This is a genomic window from Streptomyces xanthophaeus, from assembly GCF_030440515.1.
GTDB lineage: Bacteria > Actinomycetota > Actinomycetes > Streptomycetales > Streptomycetaceae > Streptomyces > Streptomyces kutzneri.
In genome coordinates, this window is sequence record NZ_CP076543.1 from 2,923,964 (window position 1) to 2,941,331 (window position 17,368).

The 17,368-nt window shown below is 70.3% G+C and carries 17 protein-coding genes; 8 read left to right on the forward strand and 9 right to left on the reverse strand.

Translation table 11 applies throughout. The features are described 5' to 3' along the window. The first annotated feature begins 7 nt into the window (after positions 1-7). On the forward strand, positions 8-916 hold the full coding sequence (locus tag KO717_RS12410; RefSeq protein WP_301366523.1) for a 1-aminocyclopropane-1-carboxylate deaminase/D-cysteine desulfhydrase: 909 nt from the start codon (positions 8-10) through the stop codon (positions 914-916). A gap of 88 nt (positions 917-1,004) precedes the next feature. Here the strand turns inward: KO717_RS12410 and KO717_RS12415 are convergent, their stop codons facing one another. Then, positions 1,005-2,585, reverse strand: a complete 1,581-nt coding sequence (locus KO717_RS12415; protein ID WP_301366524.1) for a Na+/H+ antiporter — start codon at positions 2,583-2,585, stop codon at positions 1,005-1,007. Between the two features lie 212 nt (positions 2,586-2,797). Here KO717_RS12415 and KO717_RS12420 point away from each other — a divergent pair, with 212 nt between their 5' ends. The 3 genes from KO717_RS12420 (at position 2,798) to KO717_RS12430 (ending at position 4,723) form a co-directional block, all read left to right on the forward strand. Further along, complete coding sequence (locus KO717_RS12420; protein WP_150259170.1) at positions 2,798-3,058, forward strand: UBP-type zinc finger domain-containing protein; 261 nt, start codon at positions 2,798-2,800, stop codon at positions 3,056-3,058. A 205-nt stretch (positions 3,059-3,263) separates the two neighbouring features. Continuing rightward, positions 3,264-3,677, forward strand: a complete 414-nt coding sequence (locus KO717_RS12425) for an anti-sigma regulatory factor (protein WP_030012703.1) — start codon at positions 3,264-3,266, stop codon at positions 3,675-3,677. After that, positions 3,674-4,723 carry an RNA polymerase sigma factor SigF gene (locus KO717_RS12430; RefSeq protein WP_301366525.1) on the forward strand — a complete coding sequence of 350 codons (1,050 nt, stop codon included), beginning with the start codon at positions 3,674-3,676 and terminating at the stop codon, positions 4,721-4,723. Before KO717_RS12425 ends, KO717_RS12430 begins: the two co-directional genes overlap by 4 nt. 28 nt (positions 4,724-4,751) lie before the next feature. Here the strand turns inward: KO717_RS12430 and KO717_RS12435 are convergent, their stop codons facing one another. After that, complete coding sequence (locus tag KO717_RS12435) at positions 4,752-5,201, reverse strand: hypothetical protein (RefSeq protein ID WP_301366526.1); 450 nt, start codon at positions 5,199-5,201, stop codon at positions 4,752-4,754. A gap of 84 nt (positions 5,202-5,285) precedes the next feature. On the opposite strand from KO717_RS12435, the gene KO717_RS12440 reads away from it, so the two are divergent. Then, positions 5,286-6,251 carry a diacylglycerol/lipid kinase family protein gene (locus KO717_RS12440; protein WP_030011937.1) on the forward strand — a complete coding sequence of 322 codons (966 nt, stop codon included), beginning with the start codon at positions 5,286-5,288 and terminating at the stop codon, positions 6,249-6,251. Between the two features lie 324 nt (positions 6,252-6,575). Then, a complete protein-coding gene (locus tag KO717_RS12445) occupies positions 6,576-6,833 on the forward strand; it encodes a WhiB family transcriptional regulator (protein ID WP_003953983.1) in 258 nt (85 codons plus the stop codon). Between the two features lie 150 nt (positions 6,834-6,983). Here the strand turns inward: KO717_RS12445 and KO717_RS12450 are convergent, their stop codons facing one another. Beyond that, a complete protein-coding gene (locus KO717_RS12450; protein ID WP_301366527.1) occupies positions 6,984-8,453 on the reverse strand; it encodes a sensor histidine kinase in 1,470 nt (489 codons plus the stop codon). A gap of 402 nt (positions 8,454-8,855) precedes the next feature. Continuing rightward, a complete protein-coding gene (locus tag KO717_RS12455) occupies positions 8,856-9,452 on the reverse strand; it encodes a TetR/AcrR family transcriptional regulator (protein WP_301366528.1) in 597 nt (198 codons plus the stop codon). A gap of 84 nt (positions 9,453-9,536) precedes the next feature. Between KO717_RS12455 and KO717_RS12460 the strand changes: the two genes are divergently transcribed. After that, positions 9,537-10,298 (forward strand): SDR family oxidoreductase, encoded by a 762-nt coding sequence (locus KO717_RS12460; RefSeq protein WP_301366529.1) that lies wholly within the window; start codon positions 9,537-9,539, stop codon positions 10,296-10,298. A gap of 25 nt (positions 10,299-10,323) precedes the next feature. Here the strand turns inward: KO717_RS12460 and KO717_RS12465 are convergent, their stop codons facing one another. Then, positions 10,324-11,208: a leishmanolysin-related zinc metalloendopeptidase gene (locus tag KO717_RS12465; RefSeq protein WP_301366530.1), complete on the reverse strand. Its 885-nt coding sequence runs from the start codon at positions 11,206-11,208 to the stop codon at positions 10,324-10,326. Between the two features lie 227 nt (positions 11,209-11,435). Here KO717_RS12465 and nagB point away from each other — a divergent pair, with 227 nt between their 5' ends. Then, positions 11,436-12,221: a glucosamine-6-phosphate deaminase gene (gene nagB, locus KO717_RS12470; RefSeq protein ID WP_030016855.1), complete on the forward strand. Its 786-nt coding sequence runs from the start codon at positions 11,436-11,438 to the stop codon at positions 12,219-12,221. A gap of 105 nt (positions 12,222-12,326) precedes the next feature. Here nagB and KO717_RS12475 read toward each other — a convergent pair whose 3' ends face one another. The 4 genes from KO717_RS12475 to KO717_RS12490 all read right to left on the reverse strand — a co-directional run bounded on the left by KO717_RS12475 (position 12,327) and on the right by KO717_RS12490 (position 17,130). Further along, positions 12,327-13,808, reverse strand: coding sequence for a glycoside hydrolase family 3 protein (locus KO717_RS12475; protein WP_301366531.1), 1,482 nt, complete (start codon positions 13,806-13,808; stop codon positions 12,327-12,329). A 7-nt stretch (positions 13,809-13,815) separates the two neighbouring features. Beyond that, on the reverse strand, positions 13,816-14,706 hold the full coding sequence (locus KO717_RS12480) for a carbohydrate ABC transporter permease (protein ID WP_437184498.1): 891 nt from the start codon (positions 14,704-14,706) through the stop codon (positions 13,816-13,818). After that, a complete protein-coding gene (locus KO717_RS12485; protein ID WP_301366532.1) occupies positions 14,703-15,722 on the reverse strand; it encodes a carbohydrate ABC transporter permease in 1,020 nt (339 codons plus the stop codon). The genes KO717_RS12480 and KO717_RS12485 overlap by 4 nt, the downstream gene beginning before the upstream one ends. A 127-nt stretch (positions 15,723-15,849) precedes the next feature. Next, entirely contained in the window at positions 15,850-17,130 is a 1,281-nt protein-coding gene (locus tag KO717_RS12490) for an extracellular solute-binding protein (protein ID WP_301366533.1), read from the reverse strand. Between the last annotated feature and the right edge of the window lie 238 nt (positions 17,131-17,368).

The following is a 17,368-nucleotide window of genomic DNA, read 5'->3' on the forward strand; positions in this document are numbered from 1 at the left end:
TGGACGGGTGAACCACCCCCCGAACGTTGACGCGCTCCTGCAGCCGCGCCCGCCGTCGCCCCTGCAGGAGATCCGCGACGACAGGTTCGGCCGGCACGGCGTACGGCTCCTGCTCAAGCGGGACGACCTCGTGCATCCGGAGCTGCCCGGCAACAAGTGGCGCAAGCTCGCGCCCAACCTGCGCGCGGCCCTGGACGCCGGCCACGACGGCCTGGTCACCTTCGGCGGGGCGTACTCCAACCACCTGCGGGCCACCGCCGCCGCCGGGCGGCTGCTCGGGCTGCGGACGGTCGGCATCGTGCGCGGTGACGAGCTGGCCGGGCGGCCCCTGAACGACTCGCTCGCCCGGTGCGCCGCCGACGGGATGCGGCTGCACTTCGTGTCCCGGTCGGAGTACCGCCGCAAGGCCGACCCGCAGGAGCTGCCCCGGCTGGTGGACTCGGCGGGCGCGGGCGGCGCGTACGTGGTCCCCGAGGGCGGCAGCAACGCCCTCGCCCTGCACGGCTGCGCCGGACTCGGCCGTGAACTGCGCGGCGCCGCCGACGTGGTGGCGGTGGCCTGCGGTACCGGCGGGACGCTGGCGGGCCTCGCGGCCGGGCTGGCCCCCGGGCAGCGGGCGCTCGGGGTTCCGGTCCTGGCGGGCGGCTTCCTGGCCGCGGAGATACGTTCCCTCCAGGCGGCCGCCTTCGGGGGCCCGGCCGGCGCGTGGACCCTGGCCGAGGACTTCCACCACGGCGGCTACGCCCGGGTCCCGGCCGAGCTGGAGGCCTTCGCCGCCGACTTCGGCTCCCGCCACGGCCTCCCGGTGGAGCGGATCTACGTGGCCAAGCTGCTCTGGGCCCTGGCCGAGCTCACCGCGGCCGGCGCGTTCGCGCACGGCACGGTCCTCGCCGCGGTGGTCACCGGCCGGCCGTGACCCTCCGGGTGCGGGGGGTCGCCTCCCGCGAAGCCCCGCACCCGGCACCCCGCCGCTGCACGGAGCCGGGCCCGCTGCACCACGCCCCCTATGTCTCCTCGCGGTAGGCCGCGGCCTCCTCCAGGTCCAGCCTGCGCAGCAGCGCCCGCAGCATCTCGTCGTCGATCCGCCGCTGGTCCCGCAATGTCACGAAGACCTCCCGTTCGGCCGCGATCATCTCCCGCGCGAGCCTCCGGTAGACGTCGTCCGCCGACTCCCCCGTCTCCGGGTTGACCTCGCCCAGCCGCTCCCACACCGCGTTGCGCCGGCGTTCCATGACCGTCCGCAGCCGGTCCGCCAGCGGCGGCGGCAGCGTGCTGTTCTCCGGTTCCTCCAGCAGCTCCGCCAGCCGCTCCTCGGCCGCCCGCGAGGCCTCGCTCTGCGCCTGCGCCTCCGCCAGGGTCTCGGCCTGCACGTCCTTCGGCGGCAGCTTCAGCGCCCGGATCAGCGGCGGCAGCGTCAGCCCCTGCACCACCAGGGTCCCGATGACGGTGGTGAAGGTCAGGAAGAGGATCAGGTTCCGGTGCGGCACAGACATCGGGACGGAGAAGGCGATGGCCAGCGAGACCACGCCCCGCATCCCGGCCCATCCCACGATCACCGGGGCCTTCCAGTCGGTCTCCGGCTCCCGGTCCCGGATCCGCGGCGACATCCAGCGGGGCACGAAGGTCGCCGGGAACACCCACAAGAACCGGGCCGCCACCACCGCGAGGAACACGGCGATCGCGTACCAGGCCGCGTGCGCGCCGTCGTACTCGCCCAGCCCCTTGAGGACCACCGGCAGCTGGAGCCCGATCAGTGCGAAGACCACCGACTCCAGCACGAAGGCGACCACCTTCCACACGGCCTCCTCCTGGAGCCGGGTGGCGAAGTCGACCTGCCAGTTGCGGTGCCCGAGGTACAGCGCAACCACGACGACCGCGAGCACCCCGGAGGCGTGGACCCGCTCGGCGGCCGCGTACGCCACGAAGGGGATCAGCAGCGACAGGGTGTTCTGGAGCAGGGGCTCCCGCAGCCGCGTGCGCAGGTGGTGGATCGGCACCATCAGCAGCAGGCCCACGGCGATGCCGCCGACCGAGGCCAGCAGGAACTCCTCGATCCCGCCCGCCCAGCCGGCGCTGACCCCGACCGCCGCCGCCAGCGCCACCTTGTAGGCGGTGATCGCGGTGGCGTCGTTGACCAGGGACTCGCCCTGCAGGATGGTCGTGATCCGGTTCGGCAGCCGGAGCTTGCGGGCGATCGCGGTGGCGGCGACGGCGTCGGGAGGCGCGATCACCGCGCCCAGCACCAGCGCCACCGGCACGGTGAGCCCGGGCACCAGCAGGTACGCCGCGTACCCGACGGCGAGCGTCGCGAAGAGCACGTAGCCCACCGAGAGCATCGCGATGGGCCGGATGTTCGCGCGCAGGTCCAGGTACGAGCTGTCCACGGCGGCCGTGTAGAGCAGCGGCGGGAGAAGCAGCGGCAGCACGATGTGCGGGTCGAGCGTGTAGGCGGGCACCCCCGGCACGTAGCCGGCCAGCAGACCGGCGGCGACCAGCAGCAGCGGCGCCGGCACCGGGGTCCGGCGGGCCGCCCCCGCGACGGCCGCGCTGCCGGCGATCAGCGCCACCAGCGGCAATACCTCCATCGAAGATCCACCTCAATCGTCGGCCGCTCGCCCCGAACGCGCGGGCTTGGCCGAGGAGATCCCCATGACTCGCACGGCGGGAACGTATTCTGTACGAGATCAAGCTCCGGTCAAAGCGTGACGCATCGACACTCCGCTGCATCTCAGCTCCGGCCCGTGCGCGCGGTACGCCCCGAGACTGAAGGCCGGGGTTCCGGTACAAGGAGAATGCGATGAGCGAGTGCACCCACGTTGCCGAACTGCCGCGTCCCGAACCGGTGCCCTCCCACCACACCTGCCCGGAATGCCTGGCCCTCGGCAGCCACCCCGTGCAGCTGCGTATGTGCCTGGTGTGCGGGCAGGTGGCCTGCTGTGATTCCTCGCCCCACCGGCACGCCACGGCGCACCACCAGGAGACCGGGCATCCGGTGATGCGGAGCTTCGAACCGGGCGAGACCTGGCGCTGGTGTTTTGTCGACGGTTCGATCGTCTGAAGCGGGGTAGTTCAACCCTCCGCCGGTTCCCCTGATTTGGGCCCCGCAGACCCCTAGCCACTGTGCGTACCCATGGGCTTACCATCAGTCACTGGCTCGCAGGCGGGGTGCTCGAAGCGGGCACCAAGAGGGGTGCCGCGACACGATCGCCCGGATCGCGATAGCGTCACCGGCGAACAGAGCTCGTACCACCTTGGAGGTGAGGGTGTCCCAGATCGCAGGCGAGCCCGGGACTCAGGACTTCGTGGAAGTCCGGCTGCCCGCTGCGGGTGCCTACCTGTCGGTGCTGCGGACGGCCACGGCCGGTCTCGCAGCACGTTTGGACTTCACCCTCGACGAGATCGAGGACCTCCGCATCGCGGTGGACGAGGCCTGCGCGATCCTGCTCCAGCAGGCCGTGCCGGGCTCCGTCCTCAGCTGCGTGTTCCGGCTGATCGACGATTCGCTGGAGGTGACCGTCTCGGCGCCGACCACCGACGGGCGCGCACCGGAGCGTGACACGTTCGCGTGGACGGTCCTGTCGGCGCTGGCCGGCAAGGTCGAGGCCACGGTCGAGGAGAACCGGACGGTGAGCATCAGCCTCTACAAACAGCGCGGCGCGGGACCAGGCCCGGCGTGAGCGGCGGGGAGATCCCGGTACGGGGCGGGGATCGGCCCCGGGTACGGCACGAGGTCGACGGCGGCATCCCGGAGCAGCAGCACGCCCGGCCGCACCCGGCTGACGCGGATGCGGAAGACGGCTTTTTGGACTCGGCGGAGCGACGGGCGGGCCCTATGAGCGAGAACCAGCAGGAACAACCACAACCATCCCGGCCGGCCGGGACGGGAGCCGAGGCCGAGGCCACGGCCCCCGTGGTGCCCCCGGTAGCGCCGGTGCCGGTGTTCCCGGTGACCCCGGCGCTGCCGGATCCGCGCGACCGCAGTGGCGCGCGGGCCCTGTTCATCGAGCTGCGGGCGCTGCCCGACGGGTCGGTGGAGAAGGCCGAGCTGCGCAACCGGCTGGTACGGATGCACCTGCCGCTGGTGGAACACCTGGCACGGCGCTTCCGCAACCGCGGTGAGCCGCTCGACGACCTGACCCAGGTCGCGACGATCGGCCTCATCAAGTCGGTGGACCGGTTCGACCCGGACCGCGGGGTCGAGTTCTCCACGTACGCCACGCCCACGGTGGTCGGCGAGATCAAGCGCCACTTCCGTGACAAGGGCTGGGCGGTGCGGGTGCCGCGTCGTCTGCAGGAGCTGCGGCTCTCGCTGACGACGGCCACGGCCGAACTGTCCCAGCAGCACGGCCGCTCCCCGACGGTGCACGAACTGGCCGAGCGGCTGGGGATCTCCGAGGAGGAGGTCCTGGAGGGGCTGGAATCGGCCAATGCCTACAGCACACTCTCCCTCGACGTCCCGGACACCGACGACGAGTCGCCGGCGGTCGCGGACACCCTGGGCGCGGAGGACGAGGCCCTGGAGGGCGTCGAGTACCGGGAGTCCCTCAAGCCGCTGCTGGAGGGCCTGCCACCGCGGGAGAAGCGGATCCTGCTGCTTCGCTTCTTCGGCAACATGACCCAGTCACAGATCGCCCAGGAGGTCGGCATCTCCCAGATGCACGTCTCCCGGCTGCTGGCCCGCACGCTGGCCCAGCTCCGCGAGAAGCTCCTCGTCGAGGAGTAGGCGGGCGGCGGAAGAACCGGACGACCGGTTATCGGGCCTGTTCCCCGGGCCCGATACCCAGAGCCTCGGTCGCCGTCGGATTCACCAGGAGCGCGACGACGGCCACCGCGGCCACGGCCAGCGCCACGGCGGCGGCGATCATCGCGCCGCCGGTGCTGTAGAGGGTCCAGGCCACCGGCAGTGCCATCAGCTGGGTGATCAGGGCCGGGCCGCGGCTCCAGCGGCGGCCCAGGCGCAGCCCGCGGGCCGCGACCAGCGGCAGCGCGGCGAGCGCGAGCAAGGTGATCCCGCCCGTCTCGGCCTGCTGCGGGGAGTCGGGGTCACCGGCGATCCCCACGAAGAGCATGTAGATCCCGAGGCCGGCCAGCGCCAGGCCCTCCAGGGCGGTGAGCGCGGCGGCCGCGGTCAGCCGGCCGGGCAGCGCGGCGGTCGGGACGGCGGCGGGGGCGGGGGCGTTCGCGGGCTGCTTCTTACTCACTCCAGCAGGGTAGCGGCGTGCTCCGGACCCCGGAGGGGACGGGCAGTAGGGTCGGCCTGTGAAGGGGTGGGTAGTCTGGCGCTCATGCGTGCACTTCTCGTGGCCAACCCAGCAGCGACGACCACCAGTGCGCGCACGCGCGATGTCCTGACGCACGCCCTGGCCAGCGAGATGAAGCTGGAGGCGGTCACCACCGAGTACCGCGGGCACGCCCGGGACCTGGGGCGCAAGGCCGCGCACGAGGGGCTCGACCTCGTCGTCGCCCTCGGCGGCGACGGCACGGTCAACGAGGTGGTCAACGGGCTCCTGCACAACGGGCCCGACCCTGAGCGGCTGCCTCGGCTGGCCGTGGTTCCCGGCGGCTCCACCAATGTGTTCGCGCGCGCCCTGGGACTGCCCAACGACGCGGTCGAGGCGACCGGCGCCCTGCTGGACGCGCTGCGGGAGCAGCGCGAGCGGACGGTGGGTCTGGGCCTGGCGGCCGGCACCCCGGGCACGGAGGACGAGTCGGTCCCGGCCCGCTGGTTCACGTTCTGCGCGGGCTTCGGCTTCGACGCGGGTGTGGTGGGCCGGGTGGAACAGCAGCGCGAGCGCGGCAAGCGTTCGACGCATGCCCTGTATGTGCGACAGCTGATGCGCCAGTTCTGGGAGGAACCGAACCGGCGTCACGGCACGGTCACGCTGGAGCGCCCCGGAGCGGATCCGGTGACCGATCTGGTGCTGTCGATAGTGTGCAATACGTCACCGTGGACGTATCTGGGGAATCGTCCGCTTTACGCCTCCCCCGAAGCCTCGTTCGATACTGCGCTTGACGTATTGGCACTGGACCGTTTGTCAACTCCGGCGGTCGCGCGGTACGCGACACAGCTCCTGACCTCCACTCCTGAGCGGGGTCCACACGGCAAGCACGCGGTGTCTCTGCACGATCTGACCGACTTCACCTTGCATTCGAAGGTTCCGCTTCCCTTCCAGATGGACGGCGATCACCTCGGACTGCGGACCAGCGTTCGGTTCACAGGCGTACGCCGTGCACTGCGTGTGATTGTGTGAGTGGAAGGGCCCGGAGGCCTTTCACTCGAACGTTTACACGTCGGTCCACCCTCACGATGTAGGGCTGTGACCTAGTAGACACCGACGAATCAAAAAAAACTTTCCGGAAGGGGTTGTATCCCCGTCCGAGGTTTGCGAATCTCTTCATGGCGATCGGGACAGCCCGCAACACCCGGCACCCACACAGACCGCCAGAACCCCTCCACGAATCTCTGACTGATCACCCGCGTGAAACCGGGCGGTCGCGCTTCCCTCACGGGGGGATTCGTGAAAGCGTTCACATTCACAAGCAACTTGCCCGCAATACAAGGAGATGGAGCAGCCATGGACTGGCGTCACAACGCCGTTTGTCGTGAGGAAGACCCGGAACTCTTCTTCCCCATCGGCAACACCGGTCCTGCGCTGCTGCAGATCGAGGAAGCCAAGGCCGTCTGCCGCCGTTGCCCCGTCATGGAGCAGTGCCTGCAGTGGGCGCTCGAGTCCGGTCAGGACTCCGGCGTCTGGGGCGGTCTCAGCGAGGACGAGCGCCGCGCCATGAAGCGCCGCGCCGCTCGCAACCGGGCGCGCAACGCCAGCGCCTGACAACGACTTTCGAGCCTCGACGCGCAGCGCGTAGTAACCGAACAAGCGCTCAGCACCGTGCTCTTGAGCCCCGGACCGAATCATTCGGTCCGGGGCTCAGTGCTGTGCGGGGCGCGACGCCCGGCGTCACGCTGAGTCACGACTCGGCTGCTACTTCTGCGGGCTGGACGGGATGTCGAGGACGACCTTGGTGCCGCGCGGCTCGGCCCGGAGCATGTCGAACGTGCCGCCGAGCTCCCCCTCCACGAGGGTCCGTACGATCTGCAGCCCGAGGTTGCCGGCCCGCTGGGGGTCGAACCCCTCGGGCAGACCGCTGCCGTCGTCGAGCACGGTGATCAGCAGCCGGCCGTCGGTGCGACCGGTTCCGGTGCGGATCGCGGCCACCTCCACGGTGCCCCGCTCCCCCTGGGTGAAGGCGTGCTCCAGGGCGTTCTGCAGGATCTCGGTCAGCACCATCGACAGCGGAGTGGCCACCTCCGCGTCCAGGATCCCGAACCTGCCGGTGCGTCGGCAGTCGACCTTGCCCGGTGAGATCTCCGAGACCATCGCGATGACGCGGTCGGCGATCTCGTCGAACTCGACCCGCTCGTCGAGGTTCTGAGACAGCGTCTCGTGCACGATCGCGATCGATCCGACACGGCGTACGGCCTCGTTCAGCGCCTCTCGGCCCTGCGGGGAATCCATCCGGCGGGACTGGAGCCGCAACAGTGCGGCCACGGTCTGGAGGTTGTTCTTCACCCGGTGGTGGATCTCCCGGATGGTCGCGTCCTTGGTGATCAATTCACGTTCGCGACGACGCAGTTCCGTCACGTCGCGGCACAGCACCAGGGAGCCGATCCGGGTGCCCTTCGGCTTGAGCGGGATGGCGCGCAGCTGGATGACCCCGCTGTTGCCCTCGACCTCGGTCTCCCGGGGGGCCCAGCCGCTGGCGAGTTTGACCAGGGCCTCGTCCACCGGTCCGCGGGAGGGTGCGAGTTCGGCGGTGGTGTTGCCCAGGTGCTGGCCGACGAGGTCGGAGGCGAGGCCGAGCCGGTGGTAGGCGGAGAGCGCGTTCGGCGAGGCGTAGGTGACCACGCCTTCGGCGTCGAGCCGGATGAGGCCGTCCCCGACGCGCGGGGAGGCGTCCATGTCGACCTGCTGGCCGGGGTACGGGAAGGAGCCCGCCGCGATCATCTGGGCGAGGTCGGAGGCGGACTGGAGGTAGGTCAGCTCCAGCCGGCTCGGTGTACGCACAGTGAGCAGATTGGTGTTGCGTGCGATCACGCCCAGGACCCGGCCCTCGCGGCGGACGGGGATCGACTCGACGCGGACCGGCACCTCCTCGCGCCACTCGGGGTCGCCCTCGCGCACGATCCGGCCCTCGTCGAGTGCGGCGTCCAGCAGCGGGCGGCGGCCGCGCGGCACCAGGTGGCCGACCATGTCGTCCTGGTACGAGGTGGGACCGGTGTTCGGGCGCATCTGGGCGACCGAGACGTACCGCGTGCCGTCGAGGGTGGGCACCCACAGCACGAGGTCGGCGAAGGACAGGTCGGAGAGCAGCTGCCACTCCGAGACCAGCAGGTGGAGCCACTCCAGGTCGGTTTCTCCGAGAGCGGTGTGCTGGCGTACGAGATCGTTCATGGAGGGCACCTTGCGAGCGTACCCCGGGTACGCGCCATGACTTTCCCCACGGCGGTACCGAGGAGTATCCAAGGAGGGCGCGGGCCGCGTACTGTTGGAGGAAGTGACGGGTTTCCATGCCCTGTCATTGGATGGACAGAACAGAATGGTCTAGTCCACAATTGACTTCAGAACCTCCGCCCTCCCCGCACAGGAGGACGGATCGAGGTAAGCCGCGCGCTCTGCCCTGACCGCGCAGGCACCTCCACCGGCCGTCGGGAACCGCACACCTGTCGGCCGTAAGTACTCCGGGCTACGGTGCCGGGCGGGTCGAGGGTCCCGTCCTGCACCGTGGCCCAGAGGAACTCCTGCGCGTGGACGCGCAGGGTGCACTCGGGGCGGACGTCCCGGACCTCCGGCCGGTCAGGCCGCGGGCCAGGCCAGCAGGGCCCGCTCGGCCACCGCCTCCAGCTCTTCCCGGCTCGCCCCGTCGCGCGACTGCTGGGACATCCCCTGAAGCACCGCTCCGGCGTACCGGGCCAGCGCCCGCACGTCCGTGTCCGCGGGCAGCGCACCCGTGGCCATGTCGGCCCGGATCCGGCTCTCGAACATCACCAGGCTGGCGTTGCGGCGCTCGCGCAGCGCCTGCGCCACCTCGTCCGACGTGGTGTTGATCGCGGCGCTGATCACCATGCAGCCCGGCGGGTGGGCCGGGTCGGTGTAGACGTCGGCGGCCTCGCGCAGGATGCGGGCGACGGCCGCCCGGGCGGTGGGCTCCTCGGCGAGCGCCACGCTCGCGAAGTCCCCGTACCGGCCGCCGTACACCACCACGACCTCGTCGAAGAGCTTGCGCTTGTCGCCGAAGGCCGCGTAGAGGCTGGGCGCGCTGATGCCGAGCGAGGCGGTCAGGTCGGAGATGGAGGTCGCCTCGTAGCCGCGCTCCCAGAAGGCGAGCATCGCCTTGTCGAGGGCGGCGTCGCGATCGAAGGAACGGGGCCTGCCGCGCTGTCCGGTCACCATGCCCGCATTCTATAGCGGTCGCTAGGAAATCTGGTACGTTCATTTCTGTAGCGATCACTAGCGATTACCGGAGGGGGGCGCGTCATGGGCGTGCTCAAGGGGAAGACGGCATTGGTCACCGGCGGCAGCCGGGGCATCGGACGGGCCGTGGCCGAGCGGCTGGCACGGGACGGGGCGCTCGTCGCCGTGCACTACGGACGCGACCGGGCGGCGGCACAGGAGACGGTCGCGGCGATCGGGGCGGCCGGCGGACGGGCCTTCGCCATCGGGGCCGAGCTCGGTGTCCCCGGCGACGCGCAGGCCCTGTGGGCCGCGTACGCGGCCCATCCCGACCACACCGAGGGCGTGGACATCCTGGTCAACAACGCCGGGGCGGCGGCCTTCGCGGGGATCGGGGACACGGACGAGGAGATGTACGACCGGGCACACGCGCTCAACGCCAAGGCGCCGTTCTTCGTGATCAAGTACGGGCTGGAGCGGCTGCGCGACGGGGGCCGGATCGTGAACGTGACCGGCACCCCGGACATCGCCCTGCCCGCCATCCTGGCCACGGTCATGGCCAAGGGTGCCGCGAACGCGCTGACCCGGTCGCTGGCCGCCGAGCTGGCTCCGCGCGGGATCACCGTGAATTCGGTCGGCCCCGGCATCACCGAGACCGACCTCAACGCGGACCTCCTCGCGGACGGGGCGACCCGGGCCCACCTGGCCGCCCGCTCCGTCTTCCACCGGGTGGGCACGGCCCAGGAGGTCGCCGACGTGGTGGCCTTCCTGGCCTCGCCGGACTCCCGCTGGGTGACGGGTCAGCACCTGGACGCGACGGGCGGCCTGCAGCTCGCGCTGATCTAGGAGGAGTTCTGCCGGTCAGGCCGGATCAAGGGCGTCCGGCGGGGATCCGGCTGGGGACGGTCGGGAGCACGACACCCCTGGGAGCCTCGGACACCTCACCGCTCGCCGTGATCATGTCGAGCATGGTCGGGAGCGCGTAGGGCTCGGCTGCGCCGAGATCGACCTGGTAGCCGAGGTCTCCCAGGCTCGCCGCCGTCAGCCGGCTGAGCTTGTTCTTGATCGTCGGGTTTCCGGCCATCCCGATGACCGGAGACATGAGCTCATTGCCGAAGACCGTTTCCCGCCAGTGGCTGCCCGCGCTTCCCGAGCCGCCCACGTTCGCGACCGGTACCGGAGTCGCCTGCCCGGTCCCGATCAGATCGCCGAACTCCCTGGTGGCACCGGCCCCGATGAACGTGGGGTTGGCGCTGCCGAAGTCCTTCAGCAATCCGAATTCGAGCCAGACGGTCTTCGTGATTCCCAGGACATGGCCCATCTCGTGCGTGATGACGTCGAGAAGGGTGCCGTCGTCCTCCATGTCGGCCAGGTCGGCCGTGTCGAACCTCATGATCCCCTTGGCGGGGAGCAGGGCTCCGGTGGCCGCCTGCTCACTCCGGAAGACGGTCGGGCCCGCGGACCCGAGCACGTTCCCGATGCCGTCGATCGGGACTCCTTCGGCATCGATCAGCAGGTCGTCGATGACGACATCGCCGGTGAAGTCGTGGATGACCGCGGTCTCCAGGTCACCCACGATGACCCGCGCCCAGCGCTCGGCGGCCTCGGCGAAGACGTCCCGCTGGCTGCTCGACAGGCCTCCGACGAACCGCACCTCGATCTGGAAGGGAGAGGTGGTCTCGGCAAGGTCCGCGGCGCGGGAGGCGCTCGCGACGGCCTTGTAGGTCTCGAAGGCGTAGGTGGTGTGCCTGCCCATGACGACCACTCCAATCTCACATACCATGATTTATTCACCAAAACCACCCTAATCGACAATGGAGTTGTAGACAGGGCAACCAAAAGGTTGAAGGTTCTCCCGAGCTCACAGGAGGCCGGACATCCGGATCCGGACCACCATGAATGACGGCGAGACCCTGTCACGGACGGCGGCCTCTGCTAGATTGGTCTATACCACCCTACCCACTCCAGATCGGCAGGCCCCGCGTGGAAGTTGTCATCGTCCCGGACGCCAAGGCAGGCGGCGAGCTCATCGCGGAGGCCATGGCCGCCCTGGTGCGGCGCAAGCCCGACGCCCTGCTCGGCGTGGCGACCGGCTCTACCCCGCTGCCCGTCTACGAGGCCCTCGCCGCCAAGGTCAGGGCCGGCCAGGTCGACGCTTCCCGGGCCCGGATCTGCCAGCTCGACGAGTACGTCGGCCTGCCGGCCGGGCACCCCGAGTCCTACCGCGCGGTCGTGCTCCGCGAGGTCGTCGAGCCCCTGGGCCTGTCCGAGGCCTCCTTCATGGGCCCCGACGGTTCGGCCGAGGACATCGTCGGCGCGTGCGAGGCCTACGACCGTGCCCTGGCCGAGGCCGGCGGCGTCGACCTGCAGCTCCTCGGCATCGGCACGGACGGCCACATCGGCTTCAACGAGCCCTGCTCCTCCCTCGCCTCCCGCACCCGCATCAAGACGCTGACGGAGCAGACCCGCGTGGACAACGCGCGCTTCTTCGACAACGACCTGGAGCAGGTGCCGCACCACGTCATCACCCAGGGCATCGGCACCATCCTCGACGCCCGGCACCTGGTCCTCCTGGCCACCGGCGAGGGCAAGGCCGAGGCCGTGGCGCAGACCGTCGAGGGCCCGCTCTCCGCGCTGGTCCCGGCGTCCGCGCTGCAGCTGCACCGGCACGCCACCGTGATCGTGGACGAGGCGGCCGCGTCGAAGCTGAAGCTGGCCGACTACTTCCGGCACACCTACGCCAACAAGCCCGCCTGGCAGGGCCTGTAGCCGTACCGGCGCGACACGAAGGGCCTGCACTCCCCCGGGGGAGTGCAGGCCCTTCGACGTGGCCGATGCCGCCGGACGGGCTGGATCTTCCAGGCAACGGCGGGGCTAGGCCCCCGCGATGACTTCCGCCGCAGCCCGGCCGCAGACGCGGGACGCGCCGTGCGTCGCGATGTAGAGGGCTCCGCGGGGCTCCGTCCGGGGGAGGCCCATCTCGACCACGACCGTGTCCGGCCGGGCCGCGACCAGCGCGTCGAGGACCTCGGTCATCCAGGGGTGCCGGTGCGCGTCACGGACCACCGCGACGACGGTACGGTCCCCCGCCGCCGCCAGGACGTCCCCGGCACAGGAGCCCTCGGGGTAGACGCCCGCCTCGGTGCCCGGGAGCAGCTCGGCGAGTTCCGCCGCCACGCCCCACGGGGTCTCGTCCCCCACCGCGATGTTCGCGACGGGCGCGAGCGTGGCGACGTAGGGCTCGGTGAGCGGCTTCGCCGCGCCGGTGACGAGCACGGCGCGGCGGGCGGCGGTCAGCCCGATGCCGGACGCGCGGCTCCCCTCCGGCTGCGCGTCCGGCCGGGCTCCGCGGGTCCATGCGGCGAGTGCGCGGACGCGGGCGGCGGCGTCGGCGAGGCGCTCCTCGGGCAGTGCCCCCTCGCGGACGGCCGCGACCAGCGCGTCGCGCAGCCGCAGGACGGTGGCTTCGTCGGCGAGTCCGCCGCCGACGCAGATGGCGTCGGCGCCGGCCGCGATGGCCAGGACCGAGCCGCGCTCGATCCCGTACGTCCCGGCGATGGCGTTCATCTCCATGCCGTCGGTGACGATGAGGCCCTCGTAGCCGAGCTCCCCCCGCAGCAGGCCGGTCAGGATCTGCGGGCTGAGGGTGGCCGGGCGGGTCGGGTCGAGGGCGGGTACCAGGATGTGCGCGCTCATCACGGCCTTGGTGCCGGCCTCGATCGCCGCCTTGAACGGGACGAGTTCACGGGCCTGGAGGGTGTCCAGGTCCACGTCGATGCGCGGCAGGGCGTGGTGGGAGTCGACGTTGGTGTCGCCGTGGCCCGGGAAGTGCTTGGTGCACGCGGCCACGCCGGCGGCCTGCAGGCCCTGGACGTAGGCGGCGGTGTGCCGGGCGGCGAGGTGGGTGTCGGCGCCGAAGGACCGTACGCCGATCACCGGGTTGTCCGGGTTGGAGTTGACGTCGGCGGACGGGGCCCAGTTGAGGTTGACCCCGCACTCGGCGAGGCGGCGGCCCAGCTCGCGGGCCACGTCCCGGGTGAGGCCGGTGTCGTCGACGGCGCCGAGGGCCAGGTTGCCGGGGAAGGACGAGCCGCCGCGGACCTCCAGGCGGGTGACGTCGCCGCCCTCCTCGTCGATGGCGACCAGGACGTCGTCGCGCTCGGTGCGCAGCTGGGCGGTCAGCGCGGCGAGCTGCCCGGGCGAGGCGATGTTGCGGCCGAACAGGCCGACGGCGGTGAGGCCTTCGCCGACCTGGCGGAGCAGCCAGGCGGGGGCGGTGGTGCCCTCGAAGCCGGGCTGGAGGACGGCGAGGGCGTCGCGGGTGACCGTATCGGTGCGGTGCGCAAGAACAGTCATGACGGCGTCATCCCTTCACGGCGCCGGCGGTCATGCCGCCGACGGCCTTGCGCTGGAGGAAGATGAAGATCAGCAGGACCGGGACCGCGAACAGCGAGGAAGCTGCCATGGTGGCGCCCCAGTCGTTGCCGAAGGCGGACATGAACTCGGTCAGCCACAGCGGCAGGGTCTGCGCGCTCTTGTCCTTGTTCAGGATCAGGACCATGGCGAACTCGTTCCAGGCCGTGATGAAGCCGAAGAGCGAGGTGGACATCAGGCCGGGGGCCAGCAGCGGGAAGATCACCTTGCGGAAGGCCTGGCCGCGGGTGCAGCCGTCGATCTGGGCCGCCTCCTCCAAGGTCACCGGGACGGCGGCGATGAAGCCGCGCAGGGTCCAGATGGTGAAGGGGAGGATCATCACGAAGTAGATCGCGGTGAGCAGCGGGAGGCTGTTCAGCATCTCGCCGTCGCGGGCGATCATGTACATCGCGATGACCATGACCTCCCAGGGGGCCATCTGGGCCATCATCACGGTCAGGACCAGGCCCTTGCGGCCCCTGAACCTCATCCGGGCGATGGCGAAGCTCGCGGCGAGGGCGACGAGCAGGGCCAGCAGGACGGCGCCGACGGTGACGAGGACGCTGTTGGTGACGTACGTCCAGAAGTTCTCGACCCCGGTGGCCTTGGCGAAGTTGGCCGTCGTCGGCGTGAAGACGAAGACGGGGTCCTTCGTGAGCATCTGGTCGGCCGGCTTGAGGGCCGAGGAGAACATCCAGTACACGGGGAAGACGAAGACCAGGGCCAGCAGGAGTGCGCCGAGGTTCTTGGCCACGGCTCCGGGGCGCACCGGGCGGCGGGTCCGGAGCTGCTGTGCGGGCCTCTCGGGAGCCGCGGGCTTCGGGGCGGTGGTGGTGCTCACTGCTCCTCCTCCTGCTTCAGGATCAGGCGGAAGTAGAAGGACATGACGATCACGAGGATCACGATCGTCAGGACGGAGATCGCGGCGGCGAGGCCGTAGTGGGCCTGGCTCTGGCCTTCGACGTAGGCGAAGACCGGCAGGATCTCGGAGGCGCGGTCCGGGCCGCCCTTGTTCATCGCGTAGACCTGGGTGAAGGCCTTGAACACCCAGATCACCTCAAGGAAGGTGGTGATGAGGAAGAAGGGCTTCAGGTTCGGGAAGACGATCTTCCAGAAGGTCTGCCAGCCGTTGGCCCCGTCCATGCGGGCGGCTTCGTACAGCTCGGCGCCGACGGTGGTGAGGCCGGCGTACATGTTGAGGGCGACGAACGGGATGGAGCCCCAGACCACCAGGATCGTGACGATCACCATGGTGGAGAGGCCGGTCTCCATCCAGTTGTGCTGCTCGTAGCCGGAGAAGCCGGCGGTGCGCATGACCCAGTTCATGACGCCGAACTGCTCGTCGAACAGCCAGCGGAAGACCTGTACCGAGGCGACGATGGGCATGGCCCAGGCCATCACCAGGGCCATCGAGAGGACCAGTCGCATCTTCTTGCCGAGCTTGTTCAGCAGGATGCCGATGAGGCTTCCCAGCACCATGATCAGCGCGACGTTGGCCAGGGTGAAGCCGAAGCTGCGGACGACGACGGTCCAGAAGTTCGTGTCACCGAGCAGTTCGGTGTAGTTGTCGAGTCCCGCGAAGGGGTACTTCCGCTGGATGAACTCGATCTTGTTGATGTCCTGGAGGGACAGGATCACGTTCTTGATCAGCGGGTACAGCAGGAGCGTCGCGAGGGCGAGCACCGCGGGCGCGACCAGCAGGTAGGGCAGCCACCCCGTGGGGAGCGACTTCCCGCCCCCGCGAGGCGGCGTGGGGCCGGGGCCGGTTGCTGGGGCCGGCGTCTCGGGCAGTCCGTCGGACTTCGGTGGTGCGTCCTGTGGAGCGCTGGTCACCGCTCCCTGGGAGTGCACGGTCATGGCTTGGCTTCCTCGCGGTTGACTGTGGAGTCAAATGCGCGACCGGGGGCGCGGCGGGTGTCCGGGCACCTGCCGCACTCCCCGGTGCGTTCACACTGCTGGGTCGTGCGGGTACTGCGGGGTGGGACTACTTGTTGATGCGCTTCGCGATCTCCGCGTCCGCGTCCGCGCCCGCCTTGGCGGCGTCCTCACCCTTCAGGACCTTGGTCATGAACTCCTTGATGGGGTTCGGCTCGGTCTCGACGTTCGCCCAGCCCGGGGTGACCGGGGTGATCTTGCCGTTGGCGCCGGCCTTGCCCATGGCCTCGGCGAAGGAGCCCGCGGCGGGGGTGAAGTTGGCACCGGCCTGGTTCGGGAGCAGCGCGCCCTTGGTCTCGGCGGCGTACTTGGTCATCTGCTCCTTGCCGGCGGCCAGCGCCAGCCACTCCTTGGCGAGCGCCTTGTTCTTGGAGCGCTCGGCGACGGCGAGGTTCGAGCCGCCGAGGAAGACGGTGCCGCTCTTGTCGGCGGTCTTGCCCGGGATCGGGAAGTAGCCGAAGTCGGCTTCCTTGCCCGCGTCCTTCAGGGCCTTCTCGGCACCGCCGGCCTCCCAGCCGAGACCGATCCAGGAGGCGACGCCGCCCTTGGGAACGATGTCGGTGGACTGCTGCGGGGTGGCCTCGTCCTTGTCCTTCGGGGCGGTGGAGAAGGACTGGAGCTTCTTGTAGAACTCCATCGCGGAGGCGGCCTGCGGGGTGGCCAGTCCGCCCTTCCACTTGGCGCCGTCCTTGACGGCGAGGTCGCCGCCCTCGTCCCAAATCAGGCCCGCGAGGACGTACCAGCTCTGACCGGGCAGGTAGATCGGCTGCGAGGCCGGGTCGGCCGCCTTCAGCTTCTCCAGGCCGGCGATCCACTCGTCGCGGGTGGTGGGCGGGGTGACGCCGGCCTTGGTGAAGGCCTTCTTGTCGTAGATGACGACGCGGTTGGCGGCGTACCACGGGGCGGAGTAGAGCTTGCCGTCGACCTCGGCCGAGGCGAGCATGCTCTTCTGCCAGGCATCGGCGCCGAGAGCGGCCTTGTCCTTGGTCAGGTCGGCGAGACCGCCGGTGACCGCGTAGCCCGCGGTCTGGGTGTTGCCGAGCTCAAGAACGTCCGGAGGGTTGTTCTCGGAGAGGGCCGTGGTGACCTTCTCCTGGATGCCGGTCCACTTCTGCTCCTCGACCTTGACCGTCACACCGGGGTGCTTGGCCGAGAACTCCTTGTTGACCTCTTCGATCCAGGCCTTCGGCGCGGAGCCGTCCATGACCCAGACGGTGATCTCCTTGGGGCCCGCGTCGGCCTTGGCCTTGTCGTCGTCCCCGTTGCCACAAGCCGCGAGGCCGATAACCATGCCCGCGACTCCAACCGCCGCGATGAGCTTGCGCTTCACGCCACCCTCCTCAGGGATGCCTGCCTGCACTTCCCTTGCCCGCCGCGGTGACATACGCGAAGTACTGCCGTGGGGCCGGGATCTGATCCATATTGGTTTAGACCAGTAGCTGAACCTTGGCCTAGACCTTTAGGGGTGTCAAGGGTCTAATGAGCGGGTGCCAGGTCCGTTATCGGACCGACACCTGGGGAGAGAGAAGGCCTGTCCCCCCTTACGTGTCACGATGTGACCGCACATA